The 18,441-nt window shown below is 44.5% G+C and carries 14 protein-coding genes and 1 other RNA gene; 9 read left to right on the forward strand and 6 right to left on the reverse strand.

Features of this window, described 5'->3' with window-relative positions; genetic code table 11:
• Positions 1 to 243: 243 nt before the first annotated feature.
• The gene (locus tag AAEY83_RS11885; RefSeq protein ID WP_025647344.1) at positions 244 to 756 is read right to left on the reverse strand and encodes a peptidylprolyl isomerase; all 513 of its coding nucleotides are present in this window, start codon (positions 754 to 756) and stop codon (positions 244 to 246) included.
• Between the two features lie 336 nt (positions 757 to 1,092).
• Here AAEY83_RS11885 and AAEY83_RS11890 point away from each other — a divergent pair, with 336 nt between their 5' ends.
• The 4 genes from AAEY83_RS11890 to AAEY83_RS11905 all read left to right on the forward strand — a co-directional run bounded on the left by AAEY83_RS11890 (position 1,093) and on the right by AAEY83_RS11905 (position 5,869).
• Complete coding sequence (locus AAEY83_RS11890) at positions 1,093 to 2,844, forward strand: glutamine--tRNA ligase/YqeY domain fusion protein (RefSeq protein ID WP_025647342.1); 1,752 nt, start codon at positions 1,093 to 1,095, stop codon at positions 2,842 to 2,844.
• 288 nt (positions 2,845 to 3,132) lie between these two features.
• On the forward strand, positions 3,133 to 3,771 hold the full coding sequence (locus AAEY83_RS11895; RefSeq protein ID WP_025647340.1) for a peroxiredoxin: 639 nt from the start codon (positions 3,133 to 3,135) through the stop codon (positions 3,769 to 3,771).
• 327 nt (positions 3,772 to 4,098) lie between these two features.
• Positions 4,099 to 4,752 carry a glutathione S-transferase family protein gene (locus AAEY83_RS11900; protein WP_025647338.1) on the forward strand — a complete coding sequence of 218 codons (654 nt, stop codon included), beginning with the start codon at positions 4,099 to 4,101 and terminating at the stop codon, positions 4,750 to 4,752.
• 175 nt (positions 4,753 to 4,927) lie between these two features.
• Entirely contained in the window at positions 4,928 to 5,869 is a 942-nt protein-coding gene (locus AAEY83_RS11905) for an META domain-containing protein (RefSeq protein ID WP_025647335.1), read from the forward strand.
• 134 nt (positions 5,870 to 6,003) lie between these two features.
• Here the strand turns inward: AAEY83_RS11905 and ruvC are convergent, their stop codons facing one another.
• Positions 6,004 to 6,588 (reverse strand): crossover junction endodeoxyribonuclease RuvC, encoded by a 585-nt coding sequence (gene ruvC, locus AAEY83_RS11910; RefSeq protein ID WP_025647333.1) that lies wholly within the window; start codon positions 6,586 to 6,588, stop codon positions 6,004 to 6,006.
• Between the two features lie 188 nt (positions 6,589 to 6,776).
• On the opposite strand from ruvC, the gene AAEY83_RS11915 reads away from it, so the two are divergent.
• A complete protein-coding gene (locus AAEY83_RS11915) occupies positions 6,777 to 7,406 on the forward strand; it encodes an FxsA family protein (protein WP_025647331.1) in 630 nt (209 codons plus the stop codon).
• 208 nt (positions 7,407 to 7,614) lie between these two features.
• On the opposite strand, the gene ssrS is transcribed toward AAEY83_RS11915, so the two are convergent.
• Positions 7,615 to 7,810, reverse strand: a non-coding RNA gene (ssrS, locus tag AAEY83_RS11920) — 6S RNA.
• A gap of 258 nt (positions 7,811 to 8,068) precedes the next feature.
• On the opposite strand from ssrS, the gene gpmI reads away from it, so the two are divergent.
• The gene (gpmI, locus tag AAEY83_RS11925) at positions 8,069 to 9,709 is read left to right on the forward strand and encodes a 2,3-bisphosphoglycerate-independent phosphoglycerate mutase (RefSeq protein ID WP_025647329.1); all 1,641 of its coding nucleotides are present in this window, start codon (positions 8,069 to 8,071) and stop codon (positions 9,707 to 9,709) included.
• A gap of 280 nt (positions 9,710 to 9,989) precedes the next feature.
• Positions 9,990 to 11,528 carry a S41 family peptidase gene (locus AAEY83_RS11930; protein WP_025647327.1) on the forward strand — a complete coding sequence of 513 codons (1,539 nt, stop codon included), beginning with the start codon at positions 9,990 to 9,992 and terminating at the stop codon, positions 11,526 to 11,528.
• 66 nt (positions 11,529 to 11,594) lie between these two features.
• Here the strand turns inward: AAEY83_RS11930 and AAEY83_RS11935 are convergent, their stop codons facing one another.
• The 3 genes from AAEY83_RS11935 to AAEY83_RS11945 form a co-directional block, all read right to left on the reverse strand.
• Complete coding sequence (locus AAEY83_RS11935) at positions 11,595 to 13,127, reverse strand: sigma-54-dependent transcriptional regulator (protein WP_025647325.1); 1,533 nt, start codon at positions 13,125 to 13,127, stop codon at positions 11,595 to 11,597.
• Between the two features lie 105 nt (positions 13,128 to 13,232).
• Positions 13,233 to 14,948, reverse strand: coding sequence for a sensor histidine kinase (locus tag AAEY83_RS11940; protein WP_025647323.1), 1,716 nt, complete (start codon positions 14,946 to 14,948; stop codon positions 13,233 to 13,235).
• A 104-nt stretch (positions 14,949 to 15,052) separates the two neighbouring features.
• On the reverse strand, positions 15,053 to 15,688 hold the full coding sequence (locus tag AAEY83_RS11945; protein ID WP_025647321.1) for a response regulator: 636 nt from the start codon (positions 15,686 to 15,688) through the stop codon (positions 15,053 to 15,055).
• 724 nt (positions 15,689 to 16,412) lie between these two features.
• Here AAEY83_RS11945 and AAEY83_RS11950 point away from each other — a divergent pair.
• Together AAEY83_RS11950 and AAEY83_RS11955 are read left to right on the forward strand one after the other, a co-directional pair.
• Positions 16,413 to 17,519: a serine hydrolase gene (locus AAEY83_RS11950; protein ID WP_025647319.1), complete on the forward strand. Its 1,107-nt coding sequence runs from the start codon at positions 16,413 to 16,415 to the stop codon at positions 17,517 to 17,519.
• Between the two features lie 160 nt (positions 17,520 to 17,679).
• Positions 17,680 to 18,360, forward strand: a complete 681-nt coding sequence (locus tag AAEY83_RS11955; protein ID WP_037059944.1) for a thiamine phosphate synthase — start codon at positions 17,680 to 17,682, stop codon at positions 18,358 to 18,360.
• Positions 18,361 to 18,441: the final 81 nt, after the last annotated feature.

The raw sequence follows: 18,441 nt of genomic DNA on the forward strand, positions 1-18,441 counted from the left end.
ATCGTCGCTTTGTGCCTTGTCTGGAACAATTTTAGCGATCAGCAGTGCCTATTTGCGAATGTTCAACACGCCCTAGTTTATTTTAAATAAAACAGATACATTATATTTTAGCGCGGAACTGGTATAAATTTTCCTAGCGTGCTGTGCCTACGCTGTTTCGATGTTGCGCAAAATTAATTCCAGTTCCGCTGGATCGTTTTTATACTGATATTACTACAGCTATCTTTCTCAGCTAGCGTTTGCTTATTGAGAAACGACTTTAGCAGAGTTGATAGTGATAGGCTCGTTTGGCACATCAGCATGCATACCAAAACGGCCTGTTGCAACGCTGCGCATTTTTTCAATCACATCCATACCGTCGGTGACTTTACCAAATACCGTGTAACCCCAACCTTGCATGTTTTTGCCCGAGTGGTTCAAGAAGTCGTTGTCTTTGACATTGATAAAGAATTGGCTAGTGGCTGAATGCGGGTCTTGAGTGCGCGCCATAGCGATAGTGCCTTTATCGTTCTTAAGGCCATTATCCGCTTCGTTTTCGATTGGTGCGTTGGTTTTTTTCTCATTCATTTGGGCGTCCATGCCGCCGCCTTGAATCATAAAGCCATCAATAACGCGGTGAAAGATAGTGCCTTCATAATGACCTGAGTTGACGTAGTTTAAGAAGTTTTCTACGGTTTTTGGTGCTTTCTCTTCATTGAGTTCAATAGTGATATCACCCATTGACGTCTCTAACTGTACTACTGGCATATCGCTCATGGTTGTCTCCTGATTGTTGGTGTTGGAAAGTGAATTGGGCTGAGTGTCTGAAACCATTGTGTTGTTAGTATTGGTGCTGGCACAACCTAATATAAACAAAGGGGCAAATAAGCTGGCAAACCCGAATGTTTTGATAGCATGCATAGATATTCCTTTTCGCTCATAAGAGGCAGTGTTAATTTAGAGGTCAGTCTAACGGCTTTTTTGCCTGATGTCATGTATCTAGCTGTTAATGAGTTTGCAAAAGCTGATAGAATAACGCAACTCTACCTTTATTCTTAATTTTATAATTATTTTAATTCAAGCCGCTAATAAGTGGCTTAGGAGCAATGATTAATGAGCGCCAAACCTAGTAATAACGCGAGCAATGATATAAAAAAAGATGAGCCGAAAAACGACTTTATTCGTAATATTATTCGTGAAGATATAAAAGAGCAAAAATACGAGCAAATCGTGACCCGTTTCCCGCCTGAGCCTAACGGCTATTTGCATTTAGGACACGTCAAGTCTATTTGTCTTAACTTTGGGGTGGCTGAAGAGTTCGATGGCCTTTGTCATTTGCGTTATGACGATACCAATCCGACCGCTGAAAAGCAGGACTATATCGACAATATAGAAAAGGACGTCCAGTGGTTAGGCTTTGAGTGGGCAGGCGAGGCGCTACATGCATCGAGCTATTTTGATCAGCTGCATGCGTGGGCGGTACAATTGATCGAGCAAGGCGATGCATATGTCGATTTGCAAACCCCTGAGCAAATCCGCGATAACCGTGGCTCTTTTACCGAGCCTGGCAAGCCCTCGCCGCAGCGCGATGCTAGCGTGCAAGATAATTTGCAGCGCTTCGCCGATATGAAAGATGGCAAATTTGCCGATGGCGAAGCCGTGCTGCGTGCCAAGATCGATATGTCTGATGCCAATATGAATATGCGCGATCCTATTATCTATCGGGTCATGCATCAAGAGCATCATCAAACGGGCGATAAATGGTGCATCTATCCGATGTATGATTTTGCCCATCCTTTGTCGGACGCTATAGAAGGTATTACTCACTCACTCTGTACACTAGAATTTGAGGATCATCGTCCCTTTTATAACTGGATTGTCGAGAAGATTGGCTTTGACATACCGCCGCATCAGTATGAGTTTAGCCGCTTAAATGTCGATCATACTTTGACCAGTAAGCGTAAGCTTAAGCAGCTCGTCGATGAAGGCATCGTTGAAGGTTGGGATGATCCGCGTATGCCAACAATAGCGGGTATGCGTCGCCGTGGCTATACGCCAGAGGGGCTACGTGATTTCTGTGCTCGCGTTGGTATCGCCAAAGCCGATGGCGTCACTGACATGCGCCTGCTCGAGTTCAGTATTCGCCAATCTTTGGAGACGACCACCGCACGCGGTATGGCAGTACTCAAACCGTTAAAAGTCACGATTACCAACTTCACCGAGGCGGTGAGCCAGTGGCAAGATTTAAAAGCTGATAGCGTCGCCGCGCGCTTTGATGAAGACAGTCAAACCTTATGGCTGACTCAGCCCAAGCATCCTAATGTCGAGATGGGCGCGCGCGAGATTCCTTTTACCCAAACCCTTTATATCGATCAAGGCGATTATGAGATCGTGCCGCCGGCGGGTTATAAGCGCCTATCCCCAGAAAAACCTGAAATTCGTTTGCGTAATACGTATGTGCTTGCGGTCACTGAGCACATTACCGATGATAATGGCGACGTGGTTGAGCTCAAAGCAACTATTGACCCGGCGACACTAGGCAATAATCCTAAAGGCCGAAAAGTCAAAGGCGTCATTCATTGGGTCTCAGCCGATCAAGGTGTGCCAGCAACGGTACGACTCTATGAGCCTTTATTTAGCGCAGAAGATCCCAGTAGCGTAAGTGATGTGCATGAGGCGCTGAACCCGAATTCTTTGACGGTGTTAAATGCGGTCGTGGAGCCATCGCTTGCGCACGCGGATGCTGGCACGCGCTTCCAGTTTGAGCGCGAAGGTTACTTCATCTCAGATAGCGAAGAGCACAGCGCTGATAAGCCAGTATTCAATCAAATCGTCAGCTTACGTGATAGTTATAAGCCAGCTTAGGTATTGATCTTAACTATCAACATGAACTATCAATATTAGTTTGCAAATGAGCCCATTTCTAGTAATCTAGGAGTGGGCTTTTTGCTTATCACTAAACAGAATAAGCGCATTACAATATCTCACAAGACATTCATAACTGTTTTGGTAAGCTAGAGAAGCTTGTTTACTAGATATAGCTATATAGTTGTACAACGTTATATAGCTATGATAACAATACAGCGTGGCAGCCCTGTAGGCGCTGACGCTGAAACATTAATAATTTCAAACACTAATAACAAGGATACTATTATGGCAGTTTTACGTTTAGGTGACGACGCTCCAAATTTTGATGCAGTCACAACCGAAGGCAATATTAATTTTTATGATTGGGCAGGTGATAGCTGGGTGGTGCTTTTCTCGCATCCTTCAGATTACACGCCAGTTTGTACGACAGAGCTGGGCCGTACCGCAGCGCTAGGCGGCGAGTTTCAAAAACGTAATGTCAAGCCAATCGCCTTGTCAGTAGACGGTTTAGATGATCATAAGGGCTGGGCGAAGGATATTGAAGAAACTCAAGGCACTGCCGTGAATTTCCCTATCATTGCCGATTCCGATCGTAAAGTGGCTGATCTTTATGACATGATTCACCCCAACGCTGATGATACTGCCACAGTCCGTAGCGTATTTATTATCGATCCAAATAAAAAGGTGCGCTTAACGCTGACTTATCCAGCCAGCTGTGGCCGTAACTTTGATGAGATCGTGCGCGTCATTGATGCTATGCAATTATCGGATGAGTACAATGTAGCCACGCCTGTTGATTGGAAAGAAGGCGATGACGTTATCATTCCACCGAGTGTTAAAAACGAAGATATCGCTGCTAACTATCCAAAAGGCCATACTGAAGTGAAGCCTTATTTGCGTACCACTCCAGCGCCAAACAAATAAGCGGCTTTGAATTAAGTTACTTTAAGACGTTACTGTAATACGTGGCTTTAATATGTGGTTTTAATAAAAAGTAACTTAATAGCCAGTATTCAATAAAAGCTCTATGACATAAAGTTGTAGAGCTTTTTTACTATTCGTAGCAAAAGTTTTAATCAGGTTTGCTATGATAAGCAAAGTAGGCTGATCATTAGGCAGCGCTACATAATTATAAAGCTAAAATAAATATTATTTAGTACGGTTAATTAACAGTGCGAATTAGTAATGCTAATTAACCATACTAAAGCTCTTACAGTCAACCAAAACTCATTCACTTACAGGGAAGTTACTATGAAAAAGCTATATATTACGCGCACGGCACCCAATCCACGTAAAGCGATTATTCTATTGGCCTCAAAAGGCATCGATGTTGACGATATGAATGATCTGAGTGTGGTGGATATTGACTTTGCTCGCAATGAGCAGTTCTCAGAGTCTTTTACTGATATCAATCCAATGCAAACTGTGCCAGTGCTGACTTTAGGCGATGGCACTGTGCTCAATGACTCGCAGGCAGTCTGCGAATATCTTGACCGCGTTTATGGCGAGCGCTCGGTGATGGGTAATGATGTGGTACAGCGCGCGCAAGTCTGTGCTATGCGCCGTATTGCTGAGTTTGAAGTACTGTACAATTATATGCTAGCGTTTCAGCATAGCCACCCTTCTAAAGCTCAGCGGGTCGAGCAAGTACCAGAGTTTGTAGCGCCGTCAATTGCTCGCGCTGTTAAAGCTTTACCTTACTTTGACAATGCCCTTGAAGGCCGCGACTATTTAGTCACCGATCATCTCACTTTTGCTGATATCGTACTGTATTTAGGTCTTGATTTCGGTAAGGCTCTGAAAGTCAATCCTTTAGAGCAAGGCGACAATCTTGCACGCTTTTATAACAGCATGCATGAGCGTTTTAGCATTAAGGTTATGGCAAAGCCTAAGTCTGACTCTTAAATAAGATATATAAGCCCTAAGATATATAAACAATAAACGGCTCAGTCTATACTGGTATAGTCGTTTATTGCGATAAGTATGATGAATAATTATAAATAGTATCCACGTAACGTAAACCCTAAAAAGTAACGTAAACCTGTAAAAATTTAGACTTGTTTTAAAAGAGAGATTGCCTATGCTAACGACGACGAACCCACCAGCTGTGAGAACCACGTTAAAAACGGCTTTTTTGCCCAGTTTGCTAGCAGCAGCAATGACTTTGAGTGCTTGTAGTAACAACACTCCAGCAGCAGATAATGAGGATGCTAATGCGGCGGCTAATGAAGAGCGTGAAGTGGCAGCAGAGGTTGATGCTAATGATAGCGTTAGCACTGCTGAGTCAATAAGTGCTGAGGATCAGCTATTGACCAAGCTTAGTGATTACCGCTGGGTATTAGCGACAGCGACGGATAATAACGATCAGCCGATTACCTCGCTTACGCCTATCAAAGAACAAGTGACTTTGCTGGTTAATTTGCAAAACAATGATATCTTGAACTATAGCGTTGGCTGCAACACGATGGGCGCATCTTTTGCGCTCACAGGTGATACATTGACGATTAGTGAAAGTATGAGCACCAAAATGTCTTGTGGCGAGCTTGATAAAGCGGAAACCAAGCTTAATCAGCTTATGCAAGGGGAGAGTCAGATCAGCATATCAGCTACGGCCAGTAACGCTGAAACCCCAATGTTAACGCAAGTTACTAGCGATGATAGTACTTTAGTTTGGAGAGGTAGACTGACATTACAAGCCAAGTACAATAGTAATGGCGAGACTATATTTTGGGAAGTGGCAGCGGAATCAGCGCCGTGTCAGGATAATGAGACGCAGATGTGCTTGCAAGTACGGCCAATCACTTATGATGATCAAGGCTTAAAGACCAGCGAAGGGCAATATATGGACTTTGCAGGCAGCATTGATGGTTATCAGCATGATGGTCAGCATAATGAGATATTGCGTCTGCAGCGCTTCAAGACAGATACTGATACCGTATTAGTCGATAATGCCGATTCACAATACGCTTATGTACTAGATAGAGTGATCGAAAGTACGTTAGTGGACAATAGCTCTGAATAAGTAGTGGTCTATCTAAACTAGAACCTAACAAACCTGTACCGCCATATCGTAAAAACGCGCTGATATTAGCGCGTTTTTTTATTACAAAATTTTTTATAGCTTTTGATCTATTTATTAGAACATAACTGATACTGTCAATTTAGGTTGCCTAAATCCTCTTCGCTTAAACGCCAGCGACCCTTTTTCTTAGAGGAGCTGCGGCCTCGTAGTGCGCTATTGAGAATGAGCTTATTCATTGAGTGGCTAGAGTGCGCGTGACAAATGGCGCAGGCGAGACCATCAGCGGCGTCTTGCTGCGGCACCACCTCTAAGGTCAAAATACGGCATACCATATCTTGCACTTGCTCTTTGGCAGCTGCGCCATAGCCGCAGACTGCTTGTTTGATTTGCCGAGCGGTATATTCGGATACTTCTAGATCTAGCGCCACCATAGCGGCGATAGCGGCGCCGCGTGCTTGCCCTAATTTAAGCGCTGAATCTGGGTTGTCGGCCATAAATACTTGCTCGATAGCGGTATAAATAGGCTCATCAGCGTATTTGAGGTGATGCTGAGTGATGCGAGTTAAACCATTGAAGATACGTTTTAAGCGTTCAGGCATCTCTTTGGTATCGGTGCGAATGGTGCCGGCATCTATATAACTCAGCTTGTCGCCTGTTTGCCGTATGATGCCATACCCTGTCATACGTGAGCCCGGATCGATTCCGATGATAATTGCCATAACTCTCCACTATCTTGATTGTTTTGCTAGTGATTACTGTCTTCGCATCTAGGTCAATATAAAGTCATTTATCAGATGACTATTTACTTAAAAATGCGCTACAAGTTTGATAGTATAGCAAGCCATCCCCATATACATCATATGTTAGCCATTTTAATTTTTTAAGTTTATTTTAAGGACGACACGTCATGGGTCAGATAGTTGGGATTGCCATTGTTTGGTTTATTATTGAGATGCTGGTTTGGTATTTGATTGCCCAGTTCACCAGTGGCTGGCTTGTATTTATGTGGTTTATTATTGCCGCAGTGATCGGTATCTCGCTTATACGTAAAGGCATGGTAGCTCTGAACCCGATGGCGCAGCAGATGAAAGCTGGCGGTATGATGAACCCAGCTATGCGCCCGCAAGAATCTACTATGCTAAAAAGTGTCGCGATGGCGGTTGCTGGCATCTTACTATTAATACCTGGGGTCATTAGCGACGTATTAGCGCTATTGGTGGTCCTGCCGCCAGTGCAAAAGCTACTCAAAGATAAAGCCAATAATTATGTTATGAATAATCAGCAGAAGATGATGGAGATGATGGCTAAGCAAATGGGCGGCGCTGGTGGTATGGGCGGCATGGGTGGTCAAAACCCGTTTGGCGGTATGGGCGGGCAGAACCCGTTTGGCGGCATGAACAATCAACAAAATCCATTCGGTCAACAGCAACAAAACCCGTTCAGCGATGTGTTTAAGCAGCATACGACAGTAGATGGCACGGCCAAAAATGTACCTAAAGATGTCAAAAAAATCACTAAATCGGCTAATGACGAATAGCCAGTAATGCTCAATCTCTTATAGTGCTAGGTTTTTGTATCGCTTTGGGTGGTCTTTAAGATTGTAGGGTCTTTAAAAATTTTAATTTCCTATTTTGAACGTCCATAAAAAAAGCCCCTATCTGCATAAGATAGGGGCTTTTTGGTGGTTGGTGCTCTCTTTATTGAATATTACTGTATTCGCTATAAATAAGAACACCTAACCGAATGTAACAACCAAAGTGTCGCCGTAAGATGGTAACCCATGAACCGTGAAGTTCAGGGCGGATGTGTCATTGCCTCGGCAGGTTTCCTGATACACTGCAAGCAGTGCAGGCATACACAATGAAGCAATAGGTAGCACATCCTGGTAAAGCATTATCGGCTCAGGGAATAAACATCTACTAGCCAACACTTCAGAATAGTTTTATCTTAACCAATGAAATTAGGTATTGCAAGTCTGATTTACAGATTGATACCCTTTGTTATTTGCACGAATAGTTGCCATATATCAGTAGAGAGGAAGATAAAAAGCCGATTTTTCAGCAATTTCAAGATGTGTGCTAATATAGACCACTTTATATTGTCTGAATCAATAAAGCCCAGTTGCGTACATGTATTCGATTGACAATATCTCACTATTTAAGCAGTACAGGTTTTCATTCATTTGAGGAGCGGTAATCTATGGCTAGTAAGCAACAACCATCAGAGTCTATCAACGACAAGACCCAGTACAGCGATCAGCAAAATAAAAAAACGCCACACGTATTAATGATATTAGATGGCTTTGGGCATCGTGAAGAAAATGACGATAATGCTATTGCTGCCGCCAATATGCCAAACTTAGATCAGATTTATCAGCAGTATCCGCACGGATTAATTTCAGGCTCAGGAGAAGACGTTGGACTGCCGCCGGGTCAGTTTGGTAACTCTGAAGTCGGTCATATGAATCTGGGCGCTGGACGTATTCTTTACCAGGACTCAACGCTCATCTCAAGCGAGCTTGAGAGTCGTGAGTTTTACAAGAATGAAGCGCTAGTAGGTGCGGTAAAAGCGGCTAATGAGCTTGGCGGTAATGTGCATATTATGGGCCTGCTCTCTGATGGCGGTGTGCATGCGCATCAAGATCATATTGAGGGTATGTGTCACTCCGCGCTCGTTCACGGTGCCAAAAACGTTTTTGTACATTGCTTCTTAGATGGTCGTGACACGCCGCCTAAATCTGCGGATAAATATATCAATCGTTTGCGAGAGTATTTAAATAAACTAAACTTGCACTACGAAGGCAACGTACAGATAGCCAGTATCATCGGTCGTTACTATGCTATGGATCGTGATAACCGCTGGGATCGCGTACAAAAAGCTTACGAGCTGATTACCGAAGGGAAAGCGGAGCGCATGTCAACGCGGGCGGATGGCGCCATTCAAGCAGCCTATAAAGCGCGCGAGACTGACGAGTTTGTCAGTCCAACTACCGTTATCGAGCATGGCGAAACCCCATGCACTGTCGAGAATGACGATGCGGTAATTTTTATGAATTTCCGTGCTGATCGTGCGCGTGAATTGGCACAAGCTTTTGTACTGCCTGATCATGAATTCTCAGGTTTTGCGCGTCATAAGCAGCCAAAGCTCGCCGCTTTTGTTATGTTGACTAAGTACTCAGACGTGCTCGCGGACAACCCCAAAACGAGCATCGCTTATCATCCGACATCACTCAGCAACACTTTAGGCGAGTACTTACAAAACCAAGGTAAGACGCAGCTACGCATCGCCGAGACAGAGAAGTATGCGCATGTGACCTTTTTCTTCAGTGGCGGCCGTGAAGAGGAGTTTACTGGAGAAGATCGCATTTTAGTGCCTTCACCAGATGTGGCAACTTACGACCTACAGCCAGAGATGAGTGCGCCGGAGGTGACCGATGAGCTCGTTGAAGCTATTGAGTCTGGTCAGTATGATGTGCTGATCGTCAACTATGCTAATGGCGATATGGTAGGGCATACCGGTATCTTTGATGCAGCAGTCAAGGCGGTAGAGGCATTAGATGTCTGTATCGGCCGCGTTAAGACAGCGGTGCGCGCCGCTGGTGGAGATATGCTTATTACTGCTGATCATGGTAACTGCGAGCAGATGCAAGACTATGAGAGCGGGCAGGTGCATACTCAGCATACCACTGAGCATGTGCCACTGATTTATATTGGTGACAGGGATGTCAAAGTACGTAGCGGTGGCCGATTAAGTGATGTCGCGCCAACGATACTTTCGTTGATGGAGCTAGAAGTCCCAAGCGAGATGACTGGTGAAAACTTACTGATCGCTAACGCTTAAGTCGATAAGCTTAAATCGATAAGTAGTTCTAAAGCGTACTTATAATCGGCGATTTAAACGGTCTTATCAGCATTTGCCAAAGATAGAAAAAGGGAAGAGTAGAGATTATTCTTCCCTTTTTTATGCTTTGCTGTGCAAGCTTTGTCCTCTATAGTTTTTGCTTTTATGACTTTTAAAGTTTATTGGTTATCAAGCCGACTTTAAGTGGTTTTTATCATAGCCTTAAGCTATCTTATGGTGTTATATAATAAAATTATTTATTTTTCAGGTGAGTTTTCCTATGCCTTTATCTGCTCTCAAAAATCTTCTTTTGGTAATACCGGTGAGTCAGCAGCAAGTGCTCCGAGCTATGCTGAGCCCTTGTCTATTAGCGGTGTTCGGCTTGAATGGGCCTGCGCACGCTGCGCTCAATGATGATCAGATAAAAGTGATAGACAAAGCTGGTGAGCAACAAAAGCAGGACACCGATACTACTGCTAATCTGCAGCTGATCAGCTTACAAGATAACAGGCCAATGATTGACAGCAGCACTGATAATCGGAGTGATGGTTTTTTAGAAGACGATACCAGCGCTTCTGATCAAAGCCAAGATTGGCCAGAGGATGACAGTGATGACAATGATGATATCGATGCCTTTGGCGATAGTACAAGCAGCCCATTAGCAGACGATATTGAAGATGACTATGAAGAGGTACCGCGTGAAGTGGCGAACGTATCGCTCAAAGCCATCTCTCCTGAGACCCTTAAAACCTTTGTCGCTGTCGTTGATTTGGTGCGCCGCGAGTATATAGATCCGGTCAATGATGAAGTGTTATTCAATAATGCTATGAGCGGTATGCTGACCAAGCTTGATAGTCATGCAGAGTTTTTGGATGCTGAGGCGTATGAAAACTTACGCGCTTTTACCCAAGGCGATGTGGGTGATGTCGGTATCGAAGCGCACTATCAAGCGGATGCTGATCATTGGGTCGTGACTGAAGTGATAAAAGATTCACCTGCAGACCAAAAAGGCGTGACTGTCGGAGATTATTTACACCAAGTGGGCGAGTTTAAGCTTGATGATGAACGTGCGCCTAATGATATCAAGCAATTATTAACCGGTATTGCCGGCTCACAAATCGATGTCATCGTATCAAAAGCCGGACGACGTAAACGCGCAGTGACGCTCCAGCGTAATCATACGCGTACACAGAAGATAGATACGCGTTTGCTAGATGGCGTGGCTATTGTAAAACTACCATCGTTTCAAGAAACAACGCGCGAAAAAATAGTGCAAAGTCTGATTGATTTAGACGCGCCTATCACTGGAGTGCTGTTAGACGTACGAGATAATCCAGGCGGGGTGCTGACCTCGGCAATCGATGTCGCCAGCCTTTTTATGAAAGATACGGATGTGGTACAAGTTAAAGGCCGTCAAGGCGATCCACGTATCTTAGCGACTAAAGGCAGCGCGTTACTTGCGCCGTTGCCGGTAGTCATTTTACAAAACCGGTATTCTGCCTCAGCAGCAGAGGTGTTAGCCAGTAGCTTAAAGGCGCAGAACCGCGCCACTATCGCCGGGGAGACAAGCTACGGTAAAGGCTCGGTACAGTCGGTAATCGCATTAAATGATGAGCAAGCCGTCAAGCTAACGGTAGCCCACTATCTAACTACAGAGGGTGCAAAAATCGATAAAGTTGGGGTGCAGCCTGATGTGACTTTGAATGGTAGTGAAGGCTCATGGGAGCAGCAAGCACTTGACGTACTACGCCCAAAAATACAAAACTCAGGAATTCATATGGTTAGAAAAGGCCATGTTGCCCAGCCAGCGGTGAAGTAGCTAGAGCGCTGATTATATAGCTGTATGTAGCTCTTAATGGCTAGACTATGCTGATAACTAGCGTAGTTATGAGTCTGTTTGCTCTTCAGCAATTCCAAGTTTTTTCATGCGATAGCGTAACGACCGAAAGGTGGTACCTAAGAGCTCAGCAGCTTGTGTTTTATTCCAACCAGTCTGCTGCAGCGCAGTGACAATCAGCTGTTTTTCTTGCTGCTGTAGATAAGCCTCTAAGCCTTTTTCGGGTAATTCAGCAGAGGTACTTTCTTGCATCGCTGCTGATACACTCGCTTTCGTGTCTTTTTGAGGATTATCCGTTGGTAAACTATCCTCTGCCGCAACTACGCTGTTGGATAAAGGCGTAGTTTGGCTAGTCGGATCAGTCGTAGATTGTGACTGATCACAATAGGATGGCTCAGACAATGACGCCTCAACCTCCGGTAATCCTAAGTGCTCGGCTGCGATGATATCACTCTCCGCTAACGTTATCGCTCGCTCTAACAAATTACGTAGCTCACGGACGTTACCGGCGAAATGATGCAACTTTAAACGCCCAATAGCATCATCACTGAGCTGTGGTGATCCTTCTAGTTGCCACTCCTCACGAATCAAAGCTAAGAAATGCTGAGCCAAAGCCGGAATATCATGCGCACGCTCGTTAAGCGCAGGTAGCTTTAGCTCAATGACATTGATACGGTAGTATAAGTCTTGTCTAAAGTGGTTAGCCGCTACCAGCTGCGCCAGATCTTTATGAGTGGCAGATAATAGGCGAATATCGACGGCGACCTCTTTGGTATCGCCAATCGCGCGCACGGTTTTTTCTTGAATGGCGCGCAGGAGCTTGACTTGCATAGCTAAAGATAAGTCTGCAATTTCGTCCAAAAACAACGTCCCGCCATTGGCTTGTTGAAACAGTCCTTGCTTGTCAGCCACTGCACCCGTAAAGCTGCCTTTTTTATGACCGAAAAACTCTGACTCCATTAGCTCAGAGGGGATAGCGCCGCAGTTGACAGGAACAAAATGCGCCTCACGTCGAGGACTTAAGTCATGAATGAGCCGAGCGGCGACTTCTTTACCTGTCCCTGAAGCCCCTGATAAAAATACCGGTGCTTGCGAGCGGGCAAGCTTTAAGATAGTCGATTTTAGCGTATGCATGACTTTGGTGTCGCCAATTAAGCGCTGGTCTAGCAATTGCTGTTCAGGCGTCTTCGCGTCTGCTGGTTGAACGCTATCATCTTGACGAATGACTTTTAGAGCGTTTTCGACCAACTGCCGCAAACGCGGTAGCTCCAAAGGCTTATTGACAAAATCAAATGCGCCTAATTTTAGCGCTTCGATAGCTAAGTCCATACTGCCATGTGCGGTTATGACAGCCACTGGCACAGTAGAGCTGCTGCTGATAAGTTTGACCAGATCAAGACCTGATCCATCCGGTAATTGCAGATCTGTGAGACAAAAATCGTATTCATTGTCTTGCCAGTAAGCTTTTGCCTGCGCTAAATCATAAGCGACATCGCTTTTGATGCCCATTTTAGTCAGGGTGATTTGCATTAAGCGGCACAAATCTACTTCGTCATCGACGACCAGTGCAGTTGCTGTCATAAATAACCTTTCAGTGTTCAACGAATAAAATGGGTATAAAGCAGTTAGTATAGATTAATGGGTTAAAAGGCAGCTAAAGTCGGCCACCAGTGAACTCTTATCTGTTTAGAGGTCCACACTCTCGGCTATAGCCTGCTCGGTCAAAATAGCTGGAATGATCAAGCGAAAGCAGGTTTTTTCGTGCTCTGGGACATAGACTAAACGCGCCTGATTAGCCTCACTAAACGCTTGTGATAAATATAAGCCTAAGCCTGTACCGGCTTTATCAGTGGTAAAAAACGGCTCAAATAAGTGCTCAATGTCAGCGCTTTTTACCCCTTTGCCATTATCTAAAATATCGATTATAACATCGTTACGCCGACTATAAATCTCTACTTCTACGTAAGCATGAGGATGAGATAAGCTACTATAGCGCAAACCATTGTTGATTAAATTAATCAATATCTGCTCTAATTGATGAGTATCAAAGACAATAAGAGGCTGCACTTTACCGGATAAAAACACATCATGACCACTAAAATGGTTAGCGATAAACTCTACCATCCAGCTCTCAAGCGTAATGCTGTGTTTATTGGGCGGCTGTCGTTTGGAGAGCTTTAGCACATCTTCAATAATTCTGTTAACGCGCTTGGTTTGCGAGAATATCATCTTGTATAGCTCAAAATTGCTATCATCGACGCTGTTAGCCGCTATCCTAACTGACGCGTCATCAGTACTGACAGGATCGGCATCAATCTCTTCCATAAGCAGCTGGCTAGCTTGTGATATGGCGGATAAGGGGTTACGAATCTCATGCGCAATACTAGCGGTTAGCTGTCCAAGCGAGGCAAGCTTGAGCTGCTGCGCGCTGGCTTGTTCACGGCGTAAGTCTTCTAAGATGATCAGGCGGCTATAGTCTTTTAGCGGGATAACTTGCACTCGTAAACGCGCTATGATTGAAGCTTCTATAGTCGTTGGCAGCTCGTAAGTAAACAGCCTTGATTGTCCTGCAGGTACCGCCAAACAAGTCTGCAATAACTGCGTGTGTAGATGCGCTAATTGCTTATGGAAGCCTGCAAGCTCGTTGTTTGTCTCATCGATGTCTAATAGCTGATATGTCGCGCGATTGGCCAGTACAACCTGCTGCTGATCTAGGACTATGACGCCATTGATCATTTGGCTGATAACTTCTTGGTTGATATCGTTGAGCCGGGCCACTTCTTTCGCTTGCTGCGCGGAGACTTTTTCGACGTGTAGCAAGCGCTGCGATATCGTCCAAGTTAAAAAACCAACAACCAAAAAGCTTGCCGACATAAGCAGCGCGTCGCCTAGATTTGCTAAGCTGATGCTACTAGAGAGCGCATAAAAAAACTGTTGATAAATAACAAATATAACAGCGAGCAAAGTGATGACTAGCGCCTGTGAGCCGGGAAGCAGCATAAAGCTTGCGGCAACGACCACCATATACAGCATCGTCAGTTGTAAATCTGGCGCGCCACTGCTATAAAGCAACAAGCTGAGCATAATGATATCGACCGCTAAACCAAAGCTTAGTTGGCGCTGTGGGCGCTTTTGTACGACATAAAATAAACCCAGTAGAATGATACTAAGTAGCGTGTAAAATATCAGCGCGGTCTGCTGTAATAAACTAGGCAAAAGCAGATTATCAGCATTAGCATTAGCATTAGCATTCGCATAAGCTAATATCAAAAAAAACACATTAATAACCACACGGTAACTGCTATACACCAGCCCCAATCGACGCAGCTGTGAGGAGGGTAGCGTATCGTTTTGCTGACGATAGTTGTTGATAACAGTCATCGTTTTGGCTAATAGGGTCATAAAGTATAAGCATCGAAGCAGTACAATAAAAATAGCATCATAGTAGATCACCTCAGCGGGAGTACAGAGTGAAACAAAGTTAAAGTGTAACCTTGCTTTAGTCATTAAGGCTGTATTAAACCATGACGAATGGCTAAGTGGGTCAACTTTACATCGCTATCGACGCCTACTTTTTCGTAGATACGGTAGCGGTAAGTATTGATGGTTTTGACACTCACAAAGAGCTGATCAGCGATTTCTTGTGGGCTTTGACAGTTGACTACCATCATCGCTACTTGCTTTTCTCTATCACTTAATAAGTCAAAAGGCGATCCGGCTTTATCAGAGAGTAATACTTCCGCTAACTGCTCGGCCACATCGTGACTGAAGTAACGCCCACCTTGATGTACCTTTTTGATTGCTCTTATCATCTCATCAAGAGGCGTTCCTTTAGTGATATAACCGTTGACGCCTGCTTTTAGCAGCATAGAAGGGTAGGGCTGAGTGACGACGCTGCTTACTGCTAAAATCTTGCTGCCTATGCCGAGCTGTACCAAACGTTTAGTCGCTTCTAGACCGCCGATATTCGGCATATTGACATCCAACAAGATGACATCAGGGGTCAGATCACGCGCCAGTTTGATAGCCATGTCGCCGCCATCAGCTTCCCCTACGACTTCGATATCAGCACTATCGGCCAACATCCGACTGATACCCATACGTACCAGATCGTGATCGTCTACTACTAATACTCTAATCATAGTTATACTCTTAATTATACGGTCCACAGCGTGTTTGATTGCTACTTTTACTAGGGCGTGTTGAACATTCGACCATGGCACTGACAGAGACTATTTTTTAGGCGATTTGCAGATAAAAATGGTAAGTTTAGTCGTTCTAAGCGTCTATTTTTATCAATAAAGCGGCAAAAAATAGTTCTGTCCCTGTTGTTGTAGTGCGGGCTGATGCTAAAATCGCCCTAGTCGTTGCGAAAATCTAGCCAATGCAATAAGCATTACCTGCAATTTTCCCTTAGACTAGAACTATTTTAGCGATCAGCAGTGCACATTTGTGAATGTTCAACACGCCCTATAAGCTATTATTTATGATTGAAAATAAAACTATTACTAATCAAAACCTTAGAGATAAAAACTCCAAAAATAACAAGCGAATAGAATTATATTACTGGAATGTTAATAAATATTGCTAGAAACTAAAGCAAATGTAGCAAAGTTTACTTAAGACTCAAAAAGGTTTACGTATGCAGCATAGTCGATTACTCTAAAATACAAACCATGATACACTAAAAGTACACAATACTATCTTAGTAATCATTTGCCAGTCGTTATTGGGCTATATCAACAGAGAGCTGATAGTAAGCTAATTGTTATTAAGCGACGCATAGCCATCATCGTTTCACGCTATTTATCTATCGGTCGTCTATTATAATCGGTGACTGACGCCATACCAACCGCAGGGGGAAGAATGAGACATTTATCATTAACCAAACAGCAGCTCGTTGCTGCTCTAATTTCAATGAGTTTGGGCGGTGTTGCGCAAGCAGCGCTTACAATTAATGGTAACCCTGAAGCTAGTGCGCGCGTTAGTTGGGGCGGTGCTGATAGTCTATCAGAAGCTCGTAATATCATGTACAGCAAATCGTCTACTGTCAGCCGTGCTAATAATGGTTCAAGCATTAAAAAAGTAGATAACGGTTACGGCACTACCAATATTACTAACGCTAGTAGCTATGGTAGCAGCAATAATAGATTCAACGCTAATAATAGATATAACACGACTTACAATGGCAGCTTTGGCAGCAGTGATATGATTCCGATCAGCACTGACTCTCGTAGTGTGACGGTAATTGATGCGGAGACTGGCGAATCTATTTATGAAAAAGATGCGGATAGAGCGCGTCCTATGGCTAGTATCACTAAAGTGATGACAGCGATGGTGGTACTAGATAGTGGTCTAGATATGCGTGAGGAACTTATCTTGGAACCTGAGGATTTTATTGGGCCTAAACGTGCCAGCTCACGCCTAAAATCAGGCGATCGATTGAATCGTGCTGAGATGCTATTGATGTCGTTAATGAAGTCTGAAAACCCTGCAGCAAAAAGCTTAGCGCGTAACTATCCTGGCGGCTATGATGCCTTTATGCGCGCGATGAATCGTAAAGCGCAAGAGCTCGGTATGACCTCTGCATTCTTTGGCGATCCGACAGGACTTGATAAGCGTAACGTTGCTTCCGCAAACGACTTAGTAAAAATGGTACGCGCTGCTGGTAACTATGATGTGATCCGCCGCTTCTCTACCACAAAGAGCTACGACTTTTATGTTGCCAACTATGCCCGTGGTAACCGTACTTACTCAGCTAACAATACTAGCAGTTTGGTTCGCTCAGGTAACTATCCTATCGGTATCTCGAAGACCGGGTTTATCAATGAAGCAGGTCGCTGCGTAGTTATGGAAACCCGCGTCAATAATCGTCCGGCTATCATTGTGATCTTAGGTGCTAATAGCTCAGCGACACGCTGGGGCGATGCTAAAAACATCTTAAATAGCTTAGCGAGCCGCCGTACGGTATAAGACTATTCTACGTTTGTAATTATGATTAGGCTGTTATTTAAGATAACAGCCTTTTTTATGACACTTATCTTTAGAGCTGAGATGTGACTTAAGCTTTAGCTTTTATGTCTTACATTTTGAACCCATAAATCATCTGAACTTAAATCGAGCCGCCCGCGATATGACTGAGCTATTGAAATCCTCAAGTTTGCTAGTGCCTAAGCTGTATCTATTGACCAATGATGACAAGTTACCAGTGCTGCTGGCGAAGCTTGAGATGGCTTTAGCGACAGGAGTCGTGCACTTACTTCAGATCCGCCGTAAGCAAGTTTTAGCTACAGATAATGGTGCCGCTAAGCTCTATCAAGAGGCGCTGCAAATCGTAGCGCTTGCCAAAAGATACAAGGTTGCGGTCGTTATTAATGACGATATGGCGCTCGCCGAGCAGCTAGGCGTGGGCGTGCATCTAGGTCAGAGCGACGGCAGTATCGAGGCGGCTAGGCAGCGCTTGGGATGTCAGCAAGTAATTGGACGGACTTGCCACGATGATGTCGATTTGGTCGTTAAGGCGAAAAGTGCAGGCGCAAGCTATGCTGCAATGGGCGCTATCTTTAGCTCAACCACTAAGCCTAATGCCCAGCCTATAGAGCGCTCGAAGCTTATAGCAGGATGCAAGCAAGATATAGATATCTGCGTGATAGGCGGTCTAACCGCTGAGAATATTACCGGGCTGCAAGGTTTGCCTATTCGTTATGTCGCAGTCGTCGGCGATATTATGGATTTGAGCGTTGATAAAATCGCGCATCGTTGCCAGCAGTGGCAGCAAGCGTTAAATACTTGGAGTACGGCCAGCTCAAAATAAAGAGCTAGGGCGTGTTGAACATTCGCAAATAGGCACTGCTGATCGCTAAAATTGTTCCAGACAAGGCACAAAGCGACGATA

Source organism: Psychrobacter sp. TB20-MNA-CIBAN-0197 (assembly GCF_040309765.1).
Lineage (GTDB): Bacteria > Pseudomonadota > Gammaproteobacteria > Pseudomonadales > Moraxellaceae > Psychrobacter > Psychrobacter submarinus.

Coding starts and splice junctions, on each gene's coding strand:
- AAEY83_RS11885 (WP_025647344.1), bottom strand. CDS start 756: ATGAGCGATATGCCAGTAGTACAGTTAGAGACGTCAATGGGTGATATC.
- AAEY83_RS11890 (WP_025647342.1), top strand. CDS start 1,093: ATGAGCGCCAAACCTAGTAATAACGCGAGCAATGATATAAAAAAAGAT.
- AAEY83_RS11895 (WP_025647340.1), top strand. CDS start 3,133: ATGGCAGTTTTACGTTTAGGTGACGACGCTCCAAATTTTGATGCAGTC.
- AAEY83_RS11900 (WP_025647338.1), top strand. CDS start 4,099: ATGAAAAAGCTATATATTACGCGCACGGCACCCAATCCACGTAAAGCG.
- AAEY83_RS11905 (WP_025647335.1), top strand. CDS start 4,928: ATGCTAACGACGACGAACCCACCAGCTGTGAGAACCACGTTAAAAACG.
- ruvC (WP_025647333.1), bottom strand. CDS start 6,588: ATGGCAATTATCATCGGAATCGATCCGGGCTCACGTATGACAGGGTAT.
- AAEY83_RS11915 (WP_025647331.1), top strand. CDS start 6,777: ATGGGTCAGATAGTTGGGATTGCCATTGTTTGGTTTATTATTGAGATG.
- gpmI (WP_025647329.1), top strand. CDS start 8,069: ATGGCTAGTAAGCAACAACCATCAGAGTCTATCAACGACAAGACCCAG.
- AAEY83_RS11930 (WP_025647327.1), top strand. CDS start 9,990: ATGCCTTTATCTGCTCTCAAAAATCTTCTTTTGGTAATACCGGTGAGT.
- AAEY83_RS11935 (WP_025647325.1), bottom strand. CDS start 13,127: ATGACAGCAACTGCACTGGTCGTCGATGACGAAGTAGATTTGTGCCGC.
- AAEY83_RS11940 (WP_025647323.1), bottom strand. CDS start 14,948: ATGACCCTATTAGCCAAAACGATGACTGTTATCAACAACTATCGTCAG.
- AAEY83_RS11945 (WP_025647321.1), bottom strand. CDS start 15,688: ATGATTAGAGTATTAGTAGTAGACGATCACGATCTGGTACGTATGGGT.
- AAEY83_RS11950 (WP_025647319.1), top strand. CDS start 16,413: ATGAGACATTTATCATTAACCAAACAGCAGCTCGTTGCTGCTCTAATT.
- AAEY83_RS11955 (WP_037059944.1), top strand. CDS start 17,680: ATGACTGAGCTATTGAAATCCTCAAGTTTGCTAGTGCCTAAGCTGTAT.